Below are 21596 nucleotides of genomic sequence, written 5' to 3' on the forward strand. Positions count from 1 at the left end.
CCCATAGTGTCAGCACACCCGTCGCGCCGGAACCGACGCACCGGATCACGTCTCGAGGTGCACCGGCGGGTTCGGCTCGTCCGTCTCGGGGTGCCGACGCAGTCCCCGGCGTCGATGGAGATGCAGGGCGAGCCCCACGGCCACCACCACCTGGCCCACCTGGAAGGCCAGCGCCATCAGGATGAACTCCCGCCCGAACGTGGTGGGCAGGACCAGCAGCAGCGCGCAGACGCCCAGCAGCGTCACCGTGAGCATCTGGCCACCGGCGAGGAGTCGACGCGGGGTGGTGACCAGACGGCCACGGGACAGCAGCAACACCGAGTTCAAGGCCACGAGAAGACAGACCGGAACCCCGATCTGCGAGGGGAACAGGAACATGACCACGAACAAGGGGTGCGAGCTGAGCGTGACGGTCCCGGTCGCGACGAACTGCGGGACGCTCCACAGCGCGGTGATGAGAGCGCAGGTCACGGTGATCCACGAGCCGCCCACCAGGATCCGCACCCGACGAGGATAACCGCGCCCCCAACCGGTGCGGCCCCTGCCCACCGCTCGGACCGGCCACGCCGCGAGGCCCCCCGCTACTCACTCCCTGGTGAGGGCCTCGCCTATGGGGGTGGGGCCGTCGGAGAACTCGATGGTGCGACCGATGGTGTCCGGCCTGCGCAGGACGGCCGCGGTGACGGCGGCCACGACGTCCCGGCTGGTGGCCCTGTCCTCGCGCTTCTCGGCACCCACGCCGATCGACTCCCCGCCGGCGTCATCCGTGAGCTTCCCCGGGCCGAGGATGGTCCACTGCAGTTCCGAATCCCGCAGGTGGGCATCGGCGTCGGCCTTGGCCTGCGCGTAGGGGTAGAACGAATCGCCCTCGGGCACGCCGTGCTCGGGTCCGGCCCCGTCGTAGGAGATCATGACGTAGCGCTCGACCCCCTCCTGCACGGAGGCGTCCATGGATCGGATCGCGGCGTCGCGGTCGACGGCGTAGGTGCGATCGGCGTCTCCGCCACCCGCTCCGGCGGCCCACACCACCGAACCGCTGCCGCGGAGCACCTCCCGCAATCCCTCGACGTCGAGCGTCTCGACATCCGCGACGACAGGGGTCGCGCCCACCTCCCGGATGTCGTCGGCCTGGTCCGGATTCCGGATCACCGAGTACACCTCGGCGCCCGCCCCCGCCAGGATCCGGGCCGCGCGGAGCGCCACCTTGCCGTGTCCGCCGATGATGGTCACAGGGCGTTCGATACTCATGGCCTCCGTTGTACTCCTCCACCCCGCCGTCGTGTGAGTCGCAGATCACTTCCCGGTCACCGTCCGGCCCGATCCGGTCACAACTCCACAACGACACGCCGTGGGCGCCCGTGTGGGTTCGCGTCCTGTCGGACCCTGCGTGCATCATGTGCTCATAAGCCGGTACTCACCGGTGAATCCCCAGCAATGCCCTCGGAGTCACGCATGTCCTTGTCCCGGTCCGGGTCGCTCACGCCCTCGGCGTCTCAGGCGCCCTTCGTCCTCCTCGCCGGGCTCCTGGCCCTCCTGCTCGTCGCGACCGGATGCACCATCCCCGTGCCCACGGGGTCCGCGGGCGAGACCACCCCGACCGAGACCTCGGAGGCGCCGGTTCCGGCGACCCTGCAGGTCACCCCGGCGGACGGCGCGACGGACGTGGCCGTGGTGGACGGCGTCCGCGCCCGGGTGGAGAACGGTTCGCTCAGCGAGGTGGTGCTGACCAACGACGCGGGCAAGGAGATCGAGGGCGAGCTGTCGCAGGACGCGACGTCGTGGGAACCCGCTGTCACCCTCGGATACGGGCGCACCTACACGCTGGATATCACCTACCGCGGAGCGACGGGCGGCCCGCGGACCGACTCGCGCACCTTCACCATGGCCACCCCACAGGCCATCGTCACCCCCAGCCTGGTCACCCCGGGCGGTGGCGCCCTGGAGTCGGATCGCGAGTACGGCGTCGGCATCATCGTGGCGGCGAGATTCGATCAGCCGGTCGCGGACAGGGAGACCGTCGAGAAGTACATGACGGTCACGACGGAACCGGCGGTCGAGGGCAACTGGTTCTGGCTCGACGACGCCACCGCGCACTGGCGGCCCCGGGACTACTACGAGACCGGCACCCGGGTGAGCGTGGATCTGGACACCGAGGGCAGGAACCTCGGCGGCGGCCAGTGGGGTGGAGAGGGCGCGGAGGTCGACTTCACCATCGGTGACCGCCGGGTGGCCATCGCGGACGACGACACCAAGACGGTCTCGGTGTTCCACAACCAGCAACTGGTCAAGACGATGCCCACGTCGATGGGCAAGGGCGGCTGGGCGACCTATAACGGCGTGAGCATGCACTTCTGGACCCAGCGGGGTGTCTACACCGTCCTCGACAAGGCCAGCACGGTGCTCATGGACTCCTCGACCTACGGTCTACCGCTCGACGTCGGGTACCGGGTGACGGTCGACCACGGGGTGCGCCTGACCAACGAGGGCATCTACTTCCACGCTCTCGCCTCGTCGATGTGGGCGCAGGGCAACACCAACGTCTCGCACGGATGCCTCAACCTGTCCCCCGATGACGCCGCCTGGTACTTCGACCAGGCGGTGGCCGGAGACATCGTCGAGGTCCGGAACACCGGTGGCCCGGAACAGCAGGTCCACCAGAACGGGGACTGGGCGGTCCCGTGGAGCACCTGGCAGAAGGGTTCCGCGGACTGAGGGTTCCTTTTGCCGGGGTCGACACGCTACTTTTGCGCGATGGAGCCCCGCTCACCCCAGATGAGACTGCCCGGAGTCGCGATCGGCCACTGGACGGATCCTTCCGCGTTGACGGGGTGCACCGTGGTGCTGCTCCCCGAGGGGTCGGTGGCATCGCGCGAGGTGCGGGGTGGCGCGCCGGCGACCCGCGACCTCGACGCACTCTCGCCGGACAAGGCGGTGACCTCCGTCGACGCCGTCGTCCTCACCGGAGGCTCCGCGTTCGGTCTCGCGGCCGCCGAGGGGGTGATGCGGTTCTGCGAGGAGGCCGGGAGGGGCGTTCCCACGCCCGGCGGGCGCGTCCCGATCGTCCCGGCCCTGGCGCTGTTCGACCTCGGGGTCGGCGATCCGAAGGTCCGCCCGTCGGCCGCCGACGGGTACACCGCCGCCGCCGCGGCCACCGGCCCGCTGGTCGAGGTGGGGCAGGTGGGCGCGGGCACCGGGGCGTTCACGTCGCAGTGGCGCGGGGTCGAGAACATCCGTCCGGGCGGTATCCGCTACGCGGAGAGCACCGTGGGCGACCTGGTCGTCGGGGCATTGTGTGCGGTGAACGCCTACGGTGACGTCGATCCGGGGGGGACCGAGGTGGACCTCGCCAGCGTGGCGAACCTCGTGCCGCCGTTCGACTACGCCTCCGATCGCGTGCACACCACCATCGGAGTGGTGATCACCAACGCGAGGCTGGACAAGACCGCCTGCTTCGTCGTCGCCCAGGGCGCCCATGACGGCCTCTCCCGGTCCCTGACTCCGCCGCACACCCGATACGACGGAGACGGCTTCGTCGCAGTGGCGACCGGGGAGGTGCCCGCCGACGTCGACACCGTCCGCCTCATGGCGCTCGACGCCGTCTCCCGGGCGATACGGTCCGCCGGATCCTGATCCACCCGCCTGGACGGTTCACGGAACAGAGTCGACAATTCCGGTGTTGGGCGGGACAATGACTTGTCAACCCGGGCATCGGCCCGCGGGGTCACCGACGAAAGCGCAGGAGCACCTCCAGTGAGCCGAGCCGACACACCGGCCCGATCTATCAGCCCCCTTCTCGGAAGGGGGAACACCGGATGAGCATCGCGCTCTCACTTCTCATCGGCGTGGTGGTGGTCTTGGCCATCACCGCACTCACGGGCTACTTCGTGGCCCAGGAATTCGCGTTCATGGCCGTCGACCGCTCCCGGATGGGGGCCGCGGCGGAGAAGGGCGACCCGGCCGCGTCGCGTGTCCTCGGCGTGACCAGGCGGACGTCCTTCATGCTCTCGGGCGCCCAGCTCGGGATCACCGTCACCACCCTGGTCGTCGGGTACGTCGCCGAACCGCTCATCGGTCGCTCGATCGGCGAGCTCCTCGGCCTGGCCTCCGTGCCCCAGGGGATCGGAGTGGTGGTCGGGACGGTCCTGGCGCTGCTCTTCTCGACGGTCGTGCAGATGATCTTCGGCGAGTTGGTGCCCAAGAACCTGGCCATCGCCCGACCGGAGCCGGTCGCACGCTGGCTGGCCCGGTCCACCACGATCTACCTCGCCCTGTTCGGCTGGCTCATCGGCCTGTTCGACAAGGCGTCCGAGGCCCTGCTCAGGGCCGTCGGCATCGAGCCGGTCCACGATAAGGAACACTCCGCCACCGCTCGCGACCTGGAGCACATCGTCGCCGAGTCCGAGGAGACCGGCGAGCTGTCCGAGGAACTGAGTCGACTGCTGGACAGGATGCTCGACTTCCCCGGCCAACCCGCCGAGCACGCCATGATCCCGCGCAGCCGCACCGACGTGGTGCGGGCGGAGGACACGGTCACCGAGGTCCTGTACAAGATGGCCACCGGACACACCCGCTACCCGGTGGTCGGCGACGACTCCGACGACGTGATCGGCATCGTGGACCTCCACGACCTGCTCTCGGTGTGTGACGACGACCGGGCGGACCTCACGGCGGTGTCGACCCTCATGCGGGCACCGATCATCGTGCCGACCTCGCTGCCCCTTCCGGAGGTCGCCACCCGCCTGGGTTCCCACAAGTCCGAGATGGCGGTGGTGGTGGACGAATACGGTGGTTTCGCCGGTGTCGTGACCATGGAGGACATGGCCGAGGAGATCGTCGGCGAGATCGCGGACGAGCACGATCCCCAGCAGGCGGCCGGGACCCCGGTCAGCGAGGGACTGGGCTGGCTCCTGGCCGGTGACACCCATCTCGACGAGGTGGAACGCCTGCTCGAGATCACCCTGCCCGAGGTGGACGCCGAGACCCTCGGTGGACTCGTGATCGAGACGACCGGAGACCTGCCCGAGGTGGGTGACCGCGTCGACATCCCTCTCCCCGACACAGACGTGCTGGAGGAGATCTCCGCCGACAGGGTCCTGCGGACCGAGGTGCGCAGGATCGAACGCCGCGTTCCCGCTGAGCTGCATGTCGTGGTCGAGGAGGCCGCGCGATGAACCCCACCACCACCCTGCTCGCCGCCGAGGCCGGAACGGGCCTCACCAGCAACCCGATCGTCGTGGTGCTCGCCACGATCGTCCTCATCTCCGCGTCCGCGTTCTTCGTGGCCGTCGAATTCTCCCTGATCTCCGCGCGACGCCATCGCCTCGAGGACGCGGCGGCCTCGAGCGCCGCCGCCCGGGCGGCCCTGCGCAACGCCTCCGAGCTCACGCTGCTGCTCGCGGGGTCCCAGCTCGGGATCACGCTGTGCGCGCTGGCACTGGGCTCCATCACCAAACCCGCGGTCCACCACTGGTTCACGCCGGTGTTCGCGAGCTGGGGGTTGCCCTACTGGACGGCCGACGTCATCGCCTTCGTCCTGGCGCTGCTCATCGTGACCTTCCTCCACCTGGTGGTGGGCGAGATGGCCCCCAAGTCGTGGTCCATCACGCACCCCGAGTACTCGGCCACGCTGTTGGCGATACCGATGCGGGGCTTCCTCTGGATCACCCGCCCGCTGCTGGTGGCGCTCAACACCCTCGCCAACCGGATCCTGCACCGGATCGGGGTGGAGACCCGCGACGAGGTGGCCTCCGGCCAGGACGCCGACTCCCTCCGCGAGCTCGTCCGCCACTCCGGTGAGGCCGGCACGCTCGACGACACCCACCACCGGCAGCTGCTCAGCGCCCTGGAGCTGCAGGAACTCACCGTGGGGGACCTGCTGGGCGATCGCGGGGTCAACGCGCCCGCCGCGCCGGATGAGATGTCCTCGGTCGACGTGGACGCCTCCCCGGAGGACATCCGCGAGACCGCGCGCCGCACCGGTCATCTCCGGCTGCTGGTGCTGGACGGGGAGACCGCGGTGGGTGTGGTGCACGCGCGTGACGCGATCAACATCCAGTCGGGGGCCACCGCACGGGAGCTCATGCGGCCGAGCCTGTCGCTCGAGCACGACCTGTCGGTGGCCGAGGCGTTCCGCCGGATGCGCGAGGCGCGGGCCCACCTCGTCGTCGTCGAACAGTCCGGTGGCCACCCGGGCACCCACGTCTCCGAGGTCAGAGGGGTCCTCACGCTGGACGACGTGGTGCGGCGTCTCCTGCCGGTCACCTCCGTCTAGCTCGCGGGCCCGGACGCGGGACGGGGCCGGTCTCGGGGCGGGTCAGAACAGGCCGATCAGCCTGAGCAGGCCCCACAGCGCAAGACCCGCCATGCCGAGCAGCACCAACAGCATCAGCCCCACCGCGCCTACCGCCCGGAGCAGGTACCCGCGGGCGTCGGTGTCCACGCGTCTGCCCTCGGCGATGGTCCGGTCGACCAGTCGCAGGTTCTTGGACGTGGCCTTGTGGGCGGCGTCCGCCACGTCACCCACGAAGGGGATCACGCCGAGCACGGCGTCGACGAGGTAGTTCCAGCCCATGCGGAACAGGATGTGGACGGGGACCCGGTTGCGTATCGCCTCCGCCAACACCGCTGCCGCGACAACGGTCCCCAGCGCGTCCCCGACGACGGGTACCAGGCCGATCACCGGGTCCAGCCCCACCCGATACCGTGTGCCCGGGATGCGCACCAGATCGTCCATGACGCGCGCGAGGCCGGAGGTCACGGGGGACGACCCGGTCCTCAGCGCGACGGCATCCGGAGGCGGGGCCGCCGCGGGGTCGGCCGCCGGGCGACTGTCCGGGTGGGGTCGACGGCTGGTCATGGCCGACGAGCCTACGGGGGCGGGGACGACCCGCCACCGCGACCCGGGGCCGGTGTCCGGCGTGCCCGGTGCGCTGGGGACGGGTTTCTGATTGTGTGGGGTGATGACGCCGATGCCACTGCGCCGCCCCCTCACCAGCAGCGCCCGCCGCCTGCCCCGACCCGCCATCGGGATCGCCGCTGCGGCTCTGGCCGCCGCGCTGACCGGCACCGGGTGTGCGGCACTGACCGGGGACACCGGATCGGATGAGCTCCAGCAGTTCCTCTCCGCGCTGAGCAGCGGCGACCTCGGGGGGGCGGCCGCGCTCACCACCGATCCGGCCGCGGCGCAGGAGACCCTCGAGGCCAACGTGCTGGCGATGGGGTTCACCCCCACCCTCTCGGCGAGGACCCCGGACGGGGACCGACGCCCGGACCGCGATCCCGTGCCGGTCGAGATCACCTGGGACATGGGAACCTCCGGGAACGACCAGGCCGACGACGAGGCCGACGACGAGGCCGACGACGACGAGGCGGGCTCCGACCCGGCCGGCGGGACCCCCGGCGCGGAAGCCGCCCCCCGCATCGTCACGACCACCGGCGAGGCGCGGACCACCAGGGTCGGCGAGGACTGGAGGGTCGAGTGGTCGCCGACGATCCTCGACACCCGCCTCGAGCCGGGGGGCACCCTGGCCTTCTCCGAGATCCTGGACTACGACACCTCGGTTCTCGACCGCACGGGCGAACCGCTGCTGCAGTGGACTCCGGTGACCGCGGTGACCCTGGCGCCGGGGGCGGTGGAGTCCGCGGACGCGGTCGCGGCGTTGGTCAGCCCCGTGGTGCCGACGATCACCGGGCAGACGATCCGCGACGGCATGGCCGAGGCCGGCGACCAGCCGTACCAGATCGTCGCGCTCCGCCCGTCCGACATCGACCCGATCCGCGAGCAGCTCGCCGCCGTCCCGGGGGTGACGCTCCCCGAACGCGGGGACCTCATCCGCACCGACCGCAGCCTGACCTCTCCTGCGATCAACAATCTGCCGACCGCGTGGATGGACGCGATCGCCGCGGAAGGTGGCTGGACCGCGGAGATCGTCAATCCCGACGCGGAACCGATCGAGCTCGGCAGCGCCCCGGTGGGCCAGGTCGACGACCTCGTCTCCACGCTGCAGATCTCGATGCAACGGGCGGCCCAGCAGGCGGTGGACTCCTCCGCCCTGGGAGCGTCGATCGTGGCGATCCAGCCCTCGACCGGCGGAATCCTGGCCGTGGCACAGAACTCCGTCGCCGACCGGCAGGGGCCGGTGTCCATGCAGGGCCGCTTCCCGCCGGGGTCGACGTTCAAGATCGTCACCACGGCCGCGGCGCTCGAGGCCGGCGTCGTCGGCCCGGACGAGGTCGTGCCCTGCCCGGCCTCGGTGACCGTGTCCGGGCGCACGATCCCCAACGACGACGACTTCGAACTCGGCCCGGTCCCGCTGGAGACCGCGTTCGCCCGCTCGTGCAACACCAGCCAGGCCGTCATCAGCGACCGGCTCTCGCCGGAGGCCATGAAGGACACGGCCGCGAAGCTCGGGCTGGGAGTCGGGTTCTTCGCCCCCGGTCTCGGTATGGACACCTACACCGGGTCCGTGCCCGTCACCGAGCAGGGTCCGGCCCGTGTGGAGGCGGCGATCGGGCAGGGCGAGGTGCTGGCCAGCCCGTTCGGGATGGCGGTCATGACGGCCTCGCTGGCGGGCGGCGGGCGGATGATCCTGCCGCACGTGGTCGACGGGATGCCCGCCACCGCCAACGACACTCCGGAACCCCTGGACCCGGGTGTGGTGGACACCCTGCGCCGGTACATGGAACAGACCGTGCGATCGGGCACCGCGACGGCTGCGAACTCGATCCCCGGACTCGGGGGCAAGACCGGGACGGCCGAGGTCGGCACCGGCCCCGCCCACGGGTGGTTCGTCGGCTCCACCGGGGACATCGCGCTCGCGGTCCTCATCGAGGGCGCCGACTCCTCGGGCCCGGCCGTGTCGATGGCCGCGCAGTTCCTCGGTGCCGCGGGACAGCCCGCACCGCTGGCACGGGGCTGACCCGGTAGGTTTCGCCTCATGCGTCTTCCCCACCTCCCCGTGTCCGGTCTCCCCGTCCCCGGCCTCGACCGGATACCGTTCGTCTCCTCCCCCTCCCCCGCGGACACCAATCGCCGGGTCCTGGTCACCGGCGGGGCGTCGGGTCTCGGCCTGGCCCTGGCCACGGCGTTCCTCGAGCGCGGTGACCGCGTGATGATCGCGGACCTCGCGGCCACCGACGACCGGCCGGACTCGCTGCCCGCCGACGCCCGCTATCTGCGTCTGGACGTGCGCTCCGAGGAGGAATGGCAGGCGGCGCGCGCCGAGGTCGAGAAGACCTGGGGCGGGCTGGACGTGCTGGTCAACAACGCCGGGATCGCGCAGGGCGGCCGCATCGAGTACCTCACCGAGGAGGACTGGCGGCTCATCACGGACATCAACCTGCTGGGTGTCGCGCGCGGGTGCCGCACTTTCGTCCCGATGCTCAAGGCCCAGGGCCGGGGGCACCTCGTCAACACGGCGTCCCTCGCCGGCCTCGTACACCCGCCGACCATGGCCTCCTACACAGCGGTCAAGGCGGCCGTGGTCGCGATCTCCGAGACCCTGCGGTGGGAACTGGAGCCGTTCGGGGTCGACGTCTCGTTGCTGTGCCCGTCGTTCTTCCGCACCAACCTGGCCTCGAGCCTGAACTCCTCCGACCCCGCCGCGAGCGCGTTCGCGAGCAAGCTCATCGACCGCTCCGAGCGCGGTGCGGACGAGATCGCCGCCGAGGTGATGACCGGACTGGACGCGAAGCGGTTCCTGATCCTGCCCGACCCGGACGCCCGGAAGGCCTACCGCGGCAAACGGTTCATGCCCGCCGCGTACGCCAGGACCATGCTCGGCATGGGCCAGAGGTTCGCCCGGGCCACCGGCGGGAGCTGACGGCCGCGGCCGGCCGGGTAGCCTGCGGCTATGGCTCCCTCGAATACCCTTCCCTCGACCGTGATGTCCCGGGCCGACATGGACTTCCTGCTCCATGACTGGCTCCGGGTGTCCGAGCTGTGTGGGCGCGAGCGGTACTCGGACCACTCGCGCGAGACCATCGACTCCGTGGTCGACCTGTCGGCCGAACTCGCCGAGAAGTACTTCGCTCCCCACAACCGCACGGCCGACCTCAACGAGCCCAGACTCGTGGGCGAAGAGGTCGAACTGATCCCGGAGATCGCCGAGGCCCTGCGCCGCTTCGCCGACGCGGACCTGGTGGGCGCCGCGATGGACTCCCGGGTCGGGGGCATGCAGTTGCCGTACACCGCGTACCTGGCGTGCATGGCGTGGTTCTACGCCGCCAACGTCTCCACCGCCGCGTACCCACTGCTCACCACCGGCAACGCCAACCTGTTGATCGAACACGGTTCCGAGGAGCAGATCGAGCGGTACGTCCGGCCCATGGTCGAGGGTCGCTTCACCGGGACCATGTGCCTGTCCGAGCCACAGGCCGGCTCCAACCTCGCCGACATCACCACCCGCGCCGAGCCGCAGGACGACGGGACCTACCGGCTGTTCGGGCAGAAGATGTGGATCTCCGGCGGCGAGCACCAGATGTCCGAGAACATCGTGCACCTGGTGCTGGCCAAGGTGCCCGGTTCGCCGGCCGGTACCCGCGGCATCAGCCTGTTCGTCGTGCCGAAGTTCCTGGTCGACGAGGACGGGTCGATCGGGGAGCGCAACGACATCGTGATCACCGGCCTCAACCACAAGATGGGCTTCCGCGGCACGGTCAACACCATGCCCACCCTCGGCCAGGGCATGCACACCCCCGGCGGCCGGCCGGGCGCTGTCGGGTACCTCGTGGGCGAGGAGAACACCGGCCTCAAGAAGATGTTCACCATGATGAACGAGGCCCGGCTCGGCGTCGGCCTTGGCGCCACGGCACTCGGATACACCGGCTACCTCAAGTCGCTCGACTACGCGCGCACCCGTCCGCAGGGCCGGGCACCCGGTTCCGATCCGTCCTCGCCGCAGGTCATGCTGACCGGTCACGCCGACGTGCGGCGGATGTTGCTGGCCCAGAAATCGTACGTGGAGGGAGCGCTCGCGCTGGGGTTGTTCTGCGCGCGACTCGTCGACGAGGAGAGGACCGGCTCGCCGGAGGAGGCCGTGGCCGCCTCGACCCTCCTGGACGTGCTGACCCCGATCGCCAAGTCGTGGCCGTCGCAGTGGTGCCTCAAGGCCAACGAGTTGGCGGTGCAGGTGCTGGGTGGTGCCGGCTACACCATCGACTACGACGTGGAACAGCACTACCGCGACAACCGGCTCAACCCGATCCACGAGGGCACGCACGGGATCCAGGCCCAGGACCTGCTCGGGCGCAAGGTCCTCGCCGGAGGTGGCGCCGGTCTCGCCGCGCTCAGCGAGCGCATCGCCGCCACCTGCGACCGCGCGGATGCGGCAGGCGGCGCGGTCGAGGAGTTCGCCGCACTGCTCCGACCCCGGGTGACACGACTGATCGAGGTGACCACCGCACTCGCGGGGGTCGGGGCGACCGACCCGGAGGCGTTCCTGGCCGACGCCACGGAGTATCTCGAGGCCACAGGGCACATCGTGATCGCCTGGATCTGGTTGGAGCAGGTGCTCGCCCTGGGGGGCCGTATCGACGACGACACCGACGGTCTCGCCGCAGGGAAGCGGCAGGCCGCCGCGTACTTCCTCCGGCGGGAACTGCCCGTCGTGGACGCCAAGTTCGACCTGCTGGCCTCCGGCGACCGCACAACCCTGGACATGCGGGACGACTGGTTCTGAGCTGAGGGGCTGACTCTGGGCCGCGGGCCTGACTGTCGCCCGAGTGTCCGGGTCAGTGCGTTGCGGACGCCGCCAGGACTCCGTCCAGCTCCTCGAACGCCTCGGTCCAGCCGTCGTGAGCACTGTGCTCGGAGCCGCGGTCGTCCGGCAGTCCAGCCACGTGGAACGTCATGAGGGTGTGACCGTCGCCCACCTCGGCGAGGTCGACGGTGATGACGGGGACCTCGTCCCCGTCATCACCGGGACTGCCCCAGGTGAACCGGAGCCGGTCGGGCTCGCGGATCTCGAGGTACTCGCCCGCGGCCGGCCATTCGCGGCCGGTCGGGTCGATCATCAGGTAGGTGTAGCGACCTCCCACGCGCAGATCGATCGCGACGCTGTCCGCGGGAGTGGTGACCTCGTGGGGATGCCACCAGCGGGCGGCGACGGCGGGGTCGGTCCACGCCCGCCAGACGGTCTCGCGCGGGGCGTCGAACGTACGTGTGATGGTGAATTCGGGAACGGACATGGTGCCCTCACTCCTTCGATCGAGACCTTCGTCCTCGATGCTCGGGGTCGACGTGCCCGCGCTGGATGTCGGCCAGCACGCCGTCGAGTCGGTCGAACTTCTGCTGCCACAGCCCGCGGGTGCGCTCGACCCACTCCGTGGCGGCGTCCAGTGGTTCCGGCCGGAGCGTGCACACCCGCCACTGGGCGCGCGTGCTGCGCTCGATGAGACCGGAGCTCTCCAACACCCGCAGGTGTTGCGAGATGGCGGGTGCACTGATGTCGAAGGGGTCCGACAACTCGCCCACAGTCGCCGGCCCGGCGCTGAGCCGCTCGAGGATCCCACGCCGCGTGGGATCGGCGAGCGCCTGGAACACCCGGGACAGCGAATCACCAGCCTGTTTCACTTCGTGCTTTCCTTAATTAGGCGATACCTTAATTATCCCCGTTGAGCGACCCGTGTCAACCCCCCCGCGACAGCGCACAGCCCGGGCCGACGCTGTCGCGTCGACCCGGGCTGTGGTTGTGCTGTGGTGGTGTGACACCGCCCGGCGGTCAGGGATCACCGGAACTCAACGCGCTCACTCCTCGGGGACGAGGACCTGATCGATGAGGTAGACCGTGGCGTTGGCCGTCTGGACGCCGCCGCAGATCACGTTGGCCTCGTTGACCATGATCTCGTCGCCGGAGCCGGTGACGTCGACGTCCTCGCCGGCGAGAGTGGTCTGCATGCCCTCGATGTCCTCGGGCGAGATCTGACCCTCGACCACGTGGTAGGTCAGGATCGTGGTGAGCAGCTCGGGATCGGTCTGCAGAGCCTCCATCGTCGCGTCGTCGACCTGCGCGAAGGCGTCGTCGACCGGCGCGAACACGGTGTACTCACCGTTGTTGAGGGTGTCGACCAGGTCGACCTCCGGGTTCACCCCGCCCGACACGGCGGCCGTGAGGGTGGTGAGGAGCGGATTGTTGGAGGCGGCGGTGGCGACCGGCTCCATGGCCATGCCGTCGACCGAGCCCGGGCCGTCCGGGTTCGCCTCGGCGTAGTCCGCACACCCGGGCCCGACCAGCATGCCGGCCGGCTCCGCCATGGCGGTGGTCTCCTCGGTGGTCATCTCGGAGGTCATGGGGGCGGTCGTGGTGCCCTCGGCCTCGGTGGTGCCCTCGTCGTTCGCGCAGCCGGCCAGAACGAGGCCGCTCACGGCAGCCGCCGCGGCGATCGAAGCCATACGGCGGGAGATCGTCATGCTCATGGTGTTGGTCCTTTCAACAGAGCCTTGCGTGCTGGGTCACAGGTTCTTCGGCACAGTTCTCCGGCCGGATGGGTGACCCCCGAAATCTCTCTTCCCCACCGTCCGCCGAGGCCTGTGCTCCGAACTCCTGACGTGGATATCACCCAGCCCCGAACCCGCGTGACAGCCCAGATCGCCGCGGGCGTCCTCGCGACCGGAATCGCTCTCGCGGTCGGTCACGCCATGGCGGGACTGGTCGCCCCCGGTTCGTCTCCCTTCCTGGCGGTGGCCGACTCCGTCGTCGACCGCGCACCCTCGGCCGTCCGCGAGGCGACCATCGACGCACTCGGTACCGCGGACAAACCGGCGCTGCTCATCGGCCTCGCCGGAATCCTGGCGGTGATGGGTGTGGTCATCGGTCTCACGGAGCGACCGCGGCGGCCGATCGGGTCCGTCCTCATCATCGCGCTCGGACTCACGGGAGTTCTCGCTGCGGCGACCCGCCCTTCGGCCGGGCTCGCGTGGGTGCTGCCGACGCTCGCCGGCACCGTCCTCGCCGTTGTCGCCCTGCGACTGATGGTCGGCGCACTGTTCCCCGCGTCCGGGGACGGGACAGGTGGCGGTTCGGGGGACGGGTCGGGGACCGGCTCGGGTGACCTCGTCTCGTCGACCGACGAGGCCCCCGCTTCCCGTCCGGGTCCTGATCGGCGCCGCTTCCTCGTCCTGGCCGGATCGGCCGTGGCCGTGATCGCCGCAGCGGGCGCGACCGGCGTGGCCGTCACCCGCCGGGCCGCCGACGCCCTCGCCGAGCGCGCGGGCCTGCGGCTGCCGCGGGTACTCGGTCGCAACGCCGCCCCGCCGGTGCCGGACGGAGTGGTTCCCGACGCCCCCGGTGTCACCCCGTTCCTCACGTCCAACGAGGAGTTCTACCGCATCGACACCGCGCTGCGGGTACCCGCCCTGACCACCGCGGACTGGCGGTTGCGGATCCACGGGATGGTGGACAGGGAGATCGAGCTGGACTGGCAGTCCCTGACGAGCAGGGAGTTCCGGGACCGGATCGTCACCCTGACCTGCGTGTCCAACGAGGTCGGCGGCGACCTCGCCGGAACGGCGACCTGGACCGGCTTCCCGATCGACGAACTGCTCGCGGAAGCCGGGCCCCTGCCCGAGGCCGACATGCTGCTCTCGACCTCGGTCGACGGCTGGACGGCGGGCACCCCGCTCGAGGCACTGACGGACGGGCGGGACGCGTTGCTGGCCGTCGGGATGAACGGCGAGCCGCTCCCTCTCGAGCACGGGTATCCCGTCCGGCAGGTCGTCCCCGGCCTGTACGGCTACGTCTCCGCCACCAAATGGGTGGTGGACTGGGAGGTCACCCGGTTCGACCGGGCGAGCGCCTACTGGACCGACCGGGGGTGGGGCGAGAGGGGGCCGATCCTCACCGCGAGCCGTATCGACCGGCCCGCCCCGCTGGCCCAGCTGGATCCCGGCCCCGTCGTGGTCGCCGGGACGGCGTGGGCCCAACACCGCGGCATCGACCGAGTGGAGGTGCGGGTCGACGACGGGCCGTGGAACGAGGCAGCGCTCGCGGAGGAGTACTCGATCGATACCTGGCGCATGTGGTCGTGGACGTGGGACGCCGAACCCGGCCTGCACACGCTGTCCGTCCGGGCGACCGATTCGACCGGTGAGGTCCAGACCGAGACGCGGCAGCCTCCGATACCCACCGGGGCCACGGGCTGGCACAACCGCACGTTCCGGGTGTCGGGGACATGACCGTCCTCGACACGCGCCGCCCCACCGCGCGCCCGTTCCCTGAGTTCCCCACCCCTCGGATTAGACTGTCCTCCGTGTCCGACCCCACCGCCCTGTCGCTGGCCGATCCGGGGCGCCTGTTGGAACTCTCCGCGGCCGGCGACCTCGAGGCCTTCGCCCGCTTCTATGACCTCATGGCGCCCCGGGTCCACGGTCTCGCCCTGCGGGTCCTCCGCGACCCCGGGTACGCCGAGGAGACGGTGCAGGAGGTGTTCCTGCAGGTCTGGAAGCAGGCCTCGGGGTACAGTCCGAAGCTCGGGTCGGTCCATTCCTGGGTGCTGACCATCGCACACCGGCGCGCGGTGGACCGGGTGCGGTCGGAGAGCTCCGCGGCGCGGCGCGACGAGGCGGACGCCGCCGCGGGGATCACCCACTCCGGGGACGTCGCCGACCAGGTGACCGAGGAGATCACCCGGGAGGAAGATGCCGCCGACGTCCGTCGTTGTCTGGGGGAGCTCACCGAGAACCAGCGCGAGTCGATCGAGATGGCGTACTTCACGGGACTGACCTACCGAGAGGTCGCCGACCAGCTGGGGGCCGCACTGCCCACGATCAAATCACGAATCCGGGACGGCCTGCGCCGTCTCAAGAGCTGCCTGGGGGGTGAGCTGTCATGACCGTCCGACACCACGATCATCCGGAGTCCCCGGGCACGGTTCATCCCGAGGATCTCGACCTCTACGCCCTGGATGCGTTGGACGATCAGGAGACGGAGGCCGTCGAGCAGACCCTCGTCAACGCCGCACCGGATCAGCGCAGGTCGATGCTCGCCCACATCCGGTCCACCCGGGAGGTCGCAGCCGATCTGGTGGCCGATGCCGACCTCGACGTCCCGCCGCCGCCGGGGCTCCGGGCCAGGATTCTCGATCTGGTCGCGGCGGAGTCCGCGCCCGTAACCGACGCGGGGACACCGGAACCCGACGGCACCCGGGACACCGGCGGTGCGGCCGTGGTCGATCTGAGCCATGTGCGTGAGCGCCGGCGCCCCGGCGTGTGGACCGTCGTCGCCTCCGCCGCGGCGGCCGTGGTCCTCGTGGCCGCGGGCGTCACCGTCGGGCGCCTGACGGGCGGGGCGGCGCCGGAGAACGACCTGCCGGTCGCCGCTCCGCCCGCCGCCACGATGCCGGACGAGGTCGCGTCCCTGCTCACCGCACCCGACCTCGAGATCTCCCGCGGTCAGGTGGGCGGCACCGGTAGCGCCACGGTGTTGGCGTCCAGGTCGGCTGACATGGCGGTCATCTCCATGACCGGGATCCCGGAGCCGGCCGAGGGCCGCGCCTATCAGCTCTGGCTGATGGGCCCGGATCACGACCCGATCCCGGCGGGGACGATGGAATCCGGCGAGGTGGGCCCGTCACCCTCCGCCGAACTGAGCGGTATCCGCGGCTCCGCCCAGATCGGGATCACCGAGGAGCCGGCGGGCGGATCCCCGGCGCCGACCGGCGACGTCCTGCTGGCTCTCGACCTGGCCTGATCCGGTTCACGCCTGCCACCATTGCCGCAGGGGAACGTCCCAGGTCATGGAGTCACCGAGTCGGACGGCCAGGATCTGGTGGAGCTGGATCTTGTTGTGTTCGAAGCCGTACTGGCAGGCGCCCATGTAGAGACCCCACAGTTTGGCCATGGGTTCACCGACCTCCTCGACCGCCTCGTCCCAGTGTTCGACCAGGTTCGCGCACCAGTCGCGCAGGGTGAACGCGTAGTGCTGCCGGAGGTTCTCCTCGTGCACCACCTCGAACCCCGCGTTCTCCGCCTCGAGGTGGACGGTCCCGGCACCGGCCAGTTCGCCGTCCGGGAAGATGTACCGGTCGATGAACGCGCCCGCCTTGACGGACCGCGAGTTGTCCGGACGGGTGATGCAATGGTTCAGCAGACGCCCTCCCGGCTTCAGGTACCCGTGGAGTCGGGTGAAGTATCCGTGGTAGTTCCTGCGCCCGATGTGCTCTGTGATGCCGATGGAACTCACGGCGTCGAAGTCGCGCTCGGGCACGTCGCGGTAGTCCATCAGCCGGACCTCGGCCAGATCCTCCAGCCCCTGGGCTCGGATCGCGGCCTGGCCCCACTCGACCTGCTCCCGCGAGAGCGTCACGCCGATCGCGCGGACCCCCCGGGAGGCCGCGTAGCGCACCATCCCGCCCCACCCGCACCCCACGTCCAGCAGCCTGTCGCCGGCTTTGAGACCGAGCTTGTCGAAAACGAGGCGGTACTTGTTCTCCTGCGCCTTCTCCAGGGACATCTGTGCGTCGGTGTAACACGCGCAGGTATAGGTCATGGTGGGCCCGAGGATCCACTCGTAGAACCGGTTGGACACGTCGTAGTGGTAGCTCACGACCTCCGAGTCCCGCTTCTTGGAGTGTCTCCGCATGCCGTGCGCGACCCGGCGCCACGCCGCCGGCACCTCCTGCTCGGGAATCGGCAGCATCGTGAGGTTCTCGCGTCCGATCGACCGGGCGATCCGGGCCATCGTCCGCACGTCCGGCCTCCGGGTCATGGCCTTGCGGAAGACCTCGAGCGCGCCGAACGCGTCGTGCGGCGCACCGGGATGTACCCCGTCGACCTCGAGCTCACCCATGAGGTAGGCGCGGGCCAACCCGAGATCCCCCGGCGCGGTCACGAAGTACTGCAGCGCCTTCGGACTCTTCAGGCGTAGTACCAGCTCACTGTCGGGCGGGCCGAACACCGAGCCGTCGTAGGCCTCGATACGCAGGGGTGGCTCGCCCGTCGCGAATGCGTCGACGATCTCACCGATCGTCATCCTGTCCGTCGTCACCGTGCACCCACCGCCTTGTCGTAGAGGGTCGAGAACCGACCGTTCGGGTCGAACTCCGCCTTCAGCCGGGCGGCGTGCTCACCGCCGTACAGCTGGTCGAACTCCTCCCGGGAGTAGAAGACCTCAGAGTAGAGCGACTTGTGTCCACCGAGGCGGGAGACCTCCTCCTCGATGCGCCGGTTCCACGCCCCCTCCACCGACCCCGGCTCTACCGGCGCCGAGGACCAGAAGCCGATGTTGACATAGGTTGTGTCGGGCGACAACGGGTACAGAGGCCACGGCCGGTCGGAGCCCGGCCCCCCGTCCGGTGTCGGTGCCGGGGTGCGCTCCCGCAGCCGCAACGGACACACCCACAGTGGTTCGATGGGCACCTCATTCAGGAACCACCCGAGGAACTCGGCCGTGCGGTCGATGGTCACCTCGATGTCCTGCACCACACGCTCGCGCGGGCCCTCGCCCTTGAGCGCCCCGATCCGGTTGCCCAGGTCGTACCTGTGGTCCAGCCCGATGATCTTCCAGTACGCGGACGACCGGAGGAGGTGCTGCGGCCACAGGGCGCGGATCCGGGGATTCTGCACGCCGAACGCCCGCGAACACCAGAACCAGTCGGTGTCCCACCGCCACAGGTAGTCGCGGATGGTCAACCGGTCGCGGGCCATCGATCCGGGCGGTCCGCCGTGCCGGATCGACCGGTAGTAGATCGCCTGCTTGTCCCGCACTCCCGTGTAGTCCGAGACGGGACCGGGCTCGTCGGTCCGCCGCCCCAGGGTCAGGTAGGACTCGTCGGCGGAGAAGACGACCCCGTCCAGGAAATCGACGTCCTCGTCGTCGTACGACCCGGACTCGCTGATCCGCCCGAGCCCGTCGGCCAGCGCGGCGAGGGAGCCGAAACGGAGATGTCGCAGCTCGACGTAGCGGGCCACGGGTTCGAGCGCGATGCGCAGCCGCACGGCGTACCCGAGCGAGCCGTACGAGTTGGGGAACCCGCGGAAGAGCGCCTGCTCGCGCACCGTCCCGTCGGGGCGGGCGGTGACGATCTCGCCCGTCCCGGTGAGGACGTCCATCTCCAGCACCGACTCGTGGGGCAACCCCAACCTGAAGGAACTGGACTCGATGCCCAGCCCGGTCACGGCGCCACCGAGGGTGATGGTCTTGAGCTGCGGCACCACGTACGGCATCAACCCGTACGGCAGGGTGGCGTCCACCAGATCCTCATAGGTGCACATGCCCTGCACGTCGGCGGTGCGGGCGTCCGGGTCCACGGAGACCACGCGCGTCAGCCCGGTGGTGTCGAGACCGGGCGACGACGACGAGGCGCGCGGCCTGAACAGGTTGGACGTCGTCTTGGCCAGCCGGACGGGCTCCCCCCGGGGGACCGCCTCGAAGCTGGCGAGGAGTCGGCGGACACCCTCGTCATGGTGCCGGGACCCGACGACCAGCGATCCGGACAGATGACCGTGAGTGCCCATGCGCCCCACCATAGTGGCGGTCCGCGACGACCGGACTTGATCCGGCAGCGGTCCACCCCGGTGTCCCGGCCAGTGTGCTCCCCACCCGCCTCACGGGGCCGGGCGCCACTGACGGGCGGGTCTCGATCTCGTCTCGATTGTGACACCGGTCGCATCGTCTCCGCCGAACCCTCTCGAGCTGGCAGACCGCGTACGTACTCTTCCCGCATGGAGGACCCCCGCGCCCGGGCACGCAGTCGGCCCCACTCGGCGCATCCCACATCCCACATCGAGGAGGGCCCGTCATGAGCGCACGTGCACACCGAGCCGAGCGGTCCGCCCGGGGCGCCCGCGACATCCGTCCCGTCCGACGACGCGGGATCGTCGCCGCGTCGGGGTTCGCGGTGCTCGTCCTGGCGCTCGGGGGGTGCGGGGAGGAGGGGACCGCGGAGGAGGCGGTCGGCGAGGCGACCAGCGCGGTGGGGTCCGTGGCCGCCGAGGCCACCTCCGCGGTCGGCGACGCCACCGACCGCGACGGGGCGACGACCGGCGAGCAGCCGGCCCCGGACGCGGGCGACGACGGGAGGTCCCCGGAGGAGCAGTTCCTCGGCGAGATCCGGACGGTCGGCGTGGTCGCCGACGACGAACCGGACTACCTCACCCGGGGGCGCGACGCCTGCGCGTCACTCGACGGCGACATGGGCTATGTCGACGTGGTCCGGCAGTACAACGACGCCCACCCCGACGCACCGGTGACCGAGGCGCCGGTGGTCGTGGCCGCCGCGGTCAGGGCGTTCTGCCCGCAGCACCTGCCGCAGGTCGGCCAGGGGGGTTAGGGGAGCTCAGCCGGATCGGGGCGCACCGGGTCGCACGGTGGGCTCTCACACCCCCTCCCGGTCCAGCGCCTCCGCGGTGAGCCGGCGGCCGAGTTCGATCATCTCCTCCGCCCGGTGGAAGTCGAACGCCGAGCACGCGTCGGACGGCACCTCCACGAGGACATCGGGACGGTTGCCCGCCATCCGGTAGCCGGTGAGAATGCTCTGCATGGCCTCGATCGACTGGGAGACCACGTCGAAGATCCGGAGTGTGCCCGGGAGGGACTCCAGGCCGCGCTCGTCGCTCTGGGCCTCGGCCCGGACCTCGCGTTCTCCCTCTTCCACAGCCTCCTCGACCTCGGGGGACGGTGTCGCCGACGCACCAGGAGTCGACCTCTCGGAGGCACGTGGCCGGGGCTCGGCCCCCGGCCCCGTCGAATCCATCCCGGTCGCCTCCTCCCCGATCGGGTCCTGGCCCGTGGGGTCCTGACCTGTCGAGTCCTGACCGAAGCGGGCCGCGACCAGCCTGACCAGGTCGGCGTCCCGCACGTCCGCCGCCGCCGTCCGGATGCGACCGGAGAGCCTGGCGGTGGTCGCCGTCACCGTGCCCCCCTTCTTGGAGATCTTCGGATCCGCCACGGCCGACGGTTCCTCGGGGTCCGAGCTCTCTTGGAAGGTGGAACCACGGATCCCCTCCCGGCGACCGGTCAGTGAGACCGCCAGAACCAGATCGCTGTCCACCGAGGCGAGCGGCTCGAGCGGGACCGGGTTGGTCACGCCGCCGTCGATCATCAGTCGCCCGCCCACGATCGCCGGCGTGACGATGCTCGGGATGGCGAACGACGCACGCACGGCGATGTCCACCGGGCCCCGGGTGAACCAGACCTCCCGCCTCGCCCGCAGGTCGGTGGCCACGGCGGTGTAGGGGATCGCGAGATCCTCGATCCGCACGTCGTCGAGCATCTCGCCGATCACGCCCATGATCTTGTTGGCGCGGATCGCCCCCCCGCCGGCGAAGGACACATCCAGCAGCCGCAGGACGTCCCGCTGTGCCAGACCTCTCACCCATTCCTCGAAACGGTCCAGCTCGCCGGCCGCGAGCAACGACCCCACCACCGCGCCCATCGAGGCCCCGGACACTCCGACCACCTCGTGTCCGCGCGACTGGAGCTCGCGGATGGCCCCGATGTGCGCATATCCGCGCGCCCCGCCGGAACCCAGTGCCAACGCGACCCTCATGCGGTTCCCCTCCCTCGTCCTCACTCAAGTGTGCACCGAGGCCGCGCGCATCATCACGGCACCTCGGCGTCCGTGTCGTAGGGGCGATCTATCGTCGCACTCGTATCGAGCAC

Annotated in this window: 20 protein-coding genes; 11 read left to right on the forward strand and 9 right to left on the reverse strand. The window is 70.5% G+C overall.

Annotated elements, in window-relative coordinates; translation table 11 throughout:
• Nucleotides 1-45: 45 nt before the first annotated feature.
• Nucleotides 46-504, reverse strand: a complete 459-nt coding sequence (locus CT688_RS15250) for a hypothetical protein (protein ID WP_107757577.1) — start codon at nt 502-504, stop codon at nt 46-48.
• An 81-nt stretch (nt 505-585) separates the two neighbouring features.
• A complete protein-coding gene (locus tag CT688_RS15255; protein WP_156607288.1) occupies nt 586-1248 on the reverse strand; it encodes an NAD(P)H-binding protein in 663 nt (220 codons plus the stop codon).
• A 204-nt stretch (nt 1249-1452) separates the two neighbouring features.
• On the opposite strand from CT688_RS15255, the gene CT688_RS15260 reads away from it, so the two are divergent.
• From CT688_RS15260 to CT688_RS15275, 4 genes are all read left to right on the forward strand, one after another.
• Nucleotides 1453-2712, forward strand: a complete 1260-nt coding sequence (locus CT688_RS15260) for an Ig-like domain-containing protein (protein WP_107758253.1) — start codon at nt 1453-1455, stop codon at nt 2710-2712.
• Between the two features lie 39 nt (nt 2713-2751).
• Nucleotides 2752-3630: a P1 family peptidase gene (locus tag CT688_RS15265; protein WP_107757579.1), complete on the forward strand. Its 879-nt coding sequence runs from the start codon at nt 2752-2754 to the stop codon at nt 3628-3630.
• Between the two features lie 182 nt (nt 3631-3812).
• Entirely contained in the window at nt 3813-5171 is a 1359-nt protein-coding gene (locus tag CT688_RS15270) for a hemolysin family protein (RefSeq protein WP_107757580.1), read from the forward strand.
• Nucleotides 5168-6271, forward strand: coding sequence for a CNNM domain-containing protein (locus tag CT688_RS15275; RefSeq protein ID WP_107757581.1), 1104 nt, complete (start codon nt 5168-5170; stop codon nt 6269-6271). Before CT688_RS15270 ends, CT688_RS15275 begins: the two co-directional genes overlap by 4 nt.
• A gap of 42 nt (nt 6272-6313) precedes the next feature.
• Here the strand turns inward: CT688_RS15275 and CT688_RS15280 are convergent, their stop codons facing one another.
• Nucleotides 6314-6856 carry a DUF4112 domain-containing protein gene (locus CT688_RS15280; protein WP_231750386.1) on the reverse strand — a complete coding sequence of 181 codons (543 nt, stop codon included), beginning with the start codon at nt 6854-6856 and terminating at the stop codon, nt 6314-6316.
• A gap of 103 nt (nt 6857-6959) precedes the next feature.
• On the opposite strand from CT688_RS15280, the gene CT688_RS15290 reads away from it, so the two are divergent.
• The 3 genes from CT688_RS15290 to CT688_RS15300 are packed head-to-tail and all read left to right on the forward strand — an operon-like array spanning nt 6960 to nt 11678.
• On the forward strand, nt 6960-8918 hold the full coding sequence (locus CT688_RS15290; RefSeq protein ID WP_231750387.1) for a penicillin-binding transpeptidase domain-containing protein: 1959 nt from the start codon (nt 6960-6962) through the stop codon (nt 8916-8918).
• 18 nt (nt 8919-8936) lie between these two features.
• Entirely contained in the window at nt 8937-9821 is an 885-nt protein-coding gene (locus CT688_RS15295) for an SDR family NAD(P)-dependent oxidoreductase (protein ID WP_107757585.1), read from the forward strand.
• Nucleotides 9822-9851: 30 nt separating this feature from the next.
• Entirely contained in the window at nt 9852-11678 is a 1827-nt protein-coding gene (locus CT688_RS15300; RefSeq protein ID WP_107757586.1) for an acyl-CoA dehydrogenase, read from the forward strand.
• 52 nt (nt 11679-11730) lie between these two features.
• Here the strand turns inward: CT688_RS15300 and CT688_RS15305 are convergent, their stop codons facing one another.
• From CT688_RS15305 to CT688_RS15315, 3 genes are all read right to left on the reverse strand, one after another.
• On the reverse strand, nt 11731-12186 hold the full coding sequence (locus tag CT688_RS15305) for an SRPBCC domain-containing protein (RefSeq protein WP_107757587.1): 456 nt from the start codon (nt 12184-12186) through the stop codon (nt 11731-11733).
• Nucleotides 12187-12193: 7 nt separating this feature from the next.
• Nucleotides 12194-12571 (reverse strand): helix-turn-helix transcriptional regulator, encoded by a 378-nt coding sequence (locus tag CT688_RS15310; RefSeq protein WP_107757588.1) that lies wholly within the window; start codon nt 12569-12571, stop codon nt 12194-12196.
• A 174-nt stretch (nt 12572-12745) separates the two neighbouring features.
• On the reverse strand, nt 12746-13408 hold the full coding sequence (locus CT688_RS15315) for a fasciclin domain-containing protein (RefSeq protein ID WP_107758254.1): 663 nt from the start codon (nt 13406-13408) through the stop codon (nt 12746-12748).
• Between the two features lie 165 nt (nt 13409-13573).
• On the opposite strand from CT688_RS15315, the gene CT688_RS15320 reads away from it, so the two are divergent.
• The 3 genes from CT688_RS15320 (at nt 13574) to CT688_RS15330 (ending at nt 16685) form a co-directional block, all read left to right on the forward strand.
• Nucleotides 13574-15172, forward strand: coding sequence for a molybdopterin-dependent oxidoreductase (locus tag CT688_RS15320; RefSeq protein WP_107757589.1), 1599 nt, complete (start codon nt 13574-13576; stop codon nt 15170-15172).
• Between the two features lie 74 nt (nt 15173-15246).
• Nucleotides 15247-15828 (forward strand): ECF RNA polymerase sigma factor SigK, encoded by a 582-nt coding sequence (gene sigK, locus CT688_RS15325; protein WP_107758255.1) that lies wholly within the window; start codon nt 15247-15249, stop codon nt 15826-15828.
• A complete protein-coding gene (locus CT688_RS15330) occupies nt 15825-16685 on the forward strand; it encodes an anti-sigma factor (protein ID WP_107757590.1) in 861 nt (286 codons plus the stop codon). Before sigK ends, CT688_RS15330 begins: the two co-directional genes overlap by 4 nt.
• A gap of 6 nt (nt 16686-16691) precedes the next feature.
• On the opposite strand, the gene CT688_RS15335 is transcribed toward CT688_RS15330, so the two are convergent.
• Nucleotides 16692-17966: a class I SAM-dependent methyltransferase gene (locus tag CT688_RS15335; protein WP_107757591.1), complete on the reverse strand. Its 1275-nt coding sequence runs from the start codon at nt 17964-17966 to the stop codon at nt 16692-16694.
• Nucleotides 17967-17977: 11 nt separating this feature from the next.
• Complete coding sequence (locus CT688_RS15340) at nt 17978-19450, reverse strand: FAD-binding oxidoreductase (protein WP_107758256.1); 1473 nt, start codon at nt 19448-19450, stop codon at nt 17978-17980.
• Nucleotides 19451-19734: 284 nt separating this feature from the next.
• On the opposite strand from CT688_RS15340, the gene CT688_RS15345 reads away from it, so the two are divergent.
• Nucleotides 19735-20265 (forward strand): DUF732 domain-containing protein, encoded by a 531-nt coding sequence (locus CT688_RS15345; protein WP_107757592.1) that lies wholly within the window; start codon nt 19735-19737, stop codon nt 20263-20265.
• Nucleotides 20266-20310: 45 nt separating this feature from the next.
• On the opposite strand, the gene CT688_RS15350 is transcribed toward CT688_RS15345, so the two are convergent.
• Nucleotides 20311-21483 carry a patatin-like phospholipase family protein gene (locus CT688_RS15350; RefSeq protein ID WP_107757593.1) on the reverse strand — a complete coding sequence of 391 codons (1173 nt, stop codon included), beginning with the start codon at nt 21481-21483 and terminating at the stop codon, nt 20311-20313.
• Nucleotides 21484-21596: the final 113 nt, after the last annotated feature.

The organism is Dietzia sp. JS16-p6b (assembly GCF_003052165.1).
In the GTDB taxonomy this organism is placed as follows: domain Bacteria; phylum Actinomycetota; class Actinomycetes; order Mycobacteriales; family Mycobacteriaceae; genus Dietzia.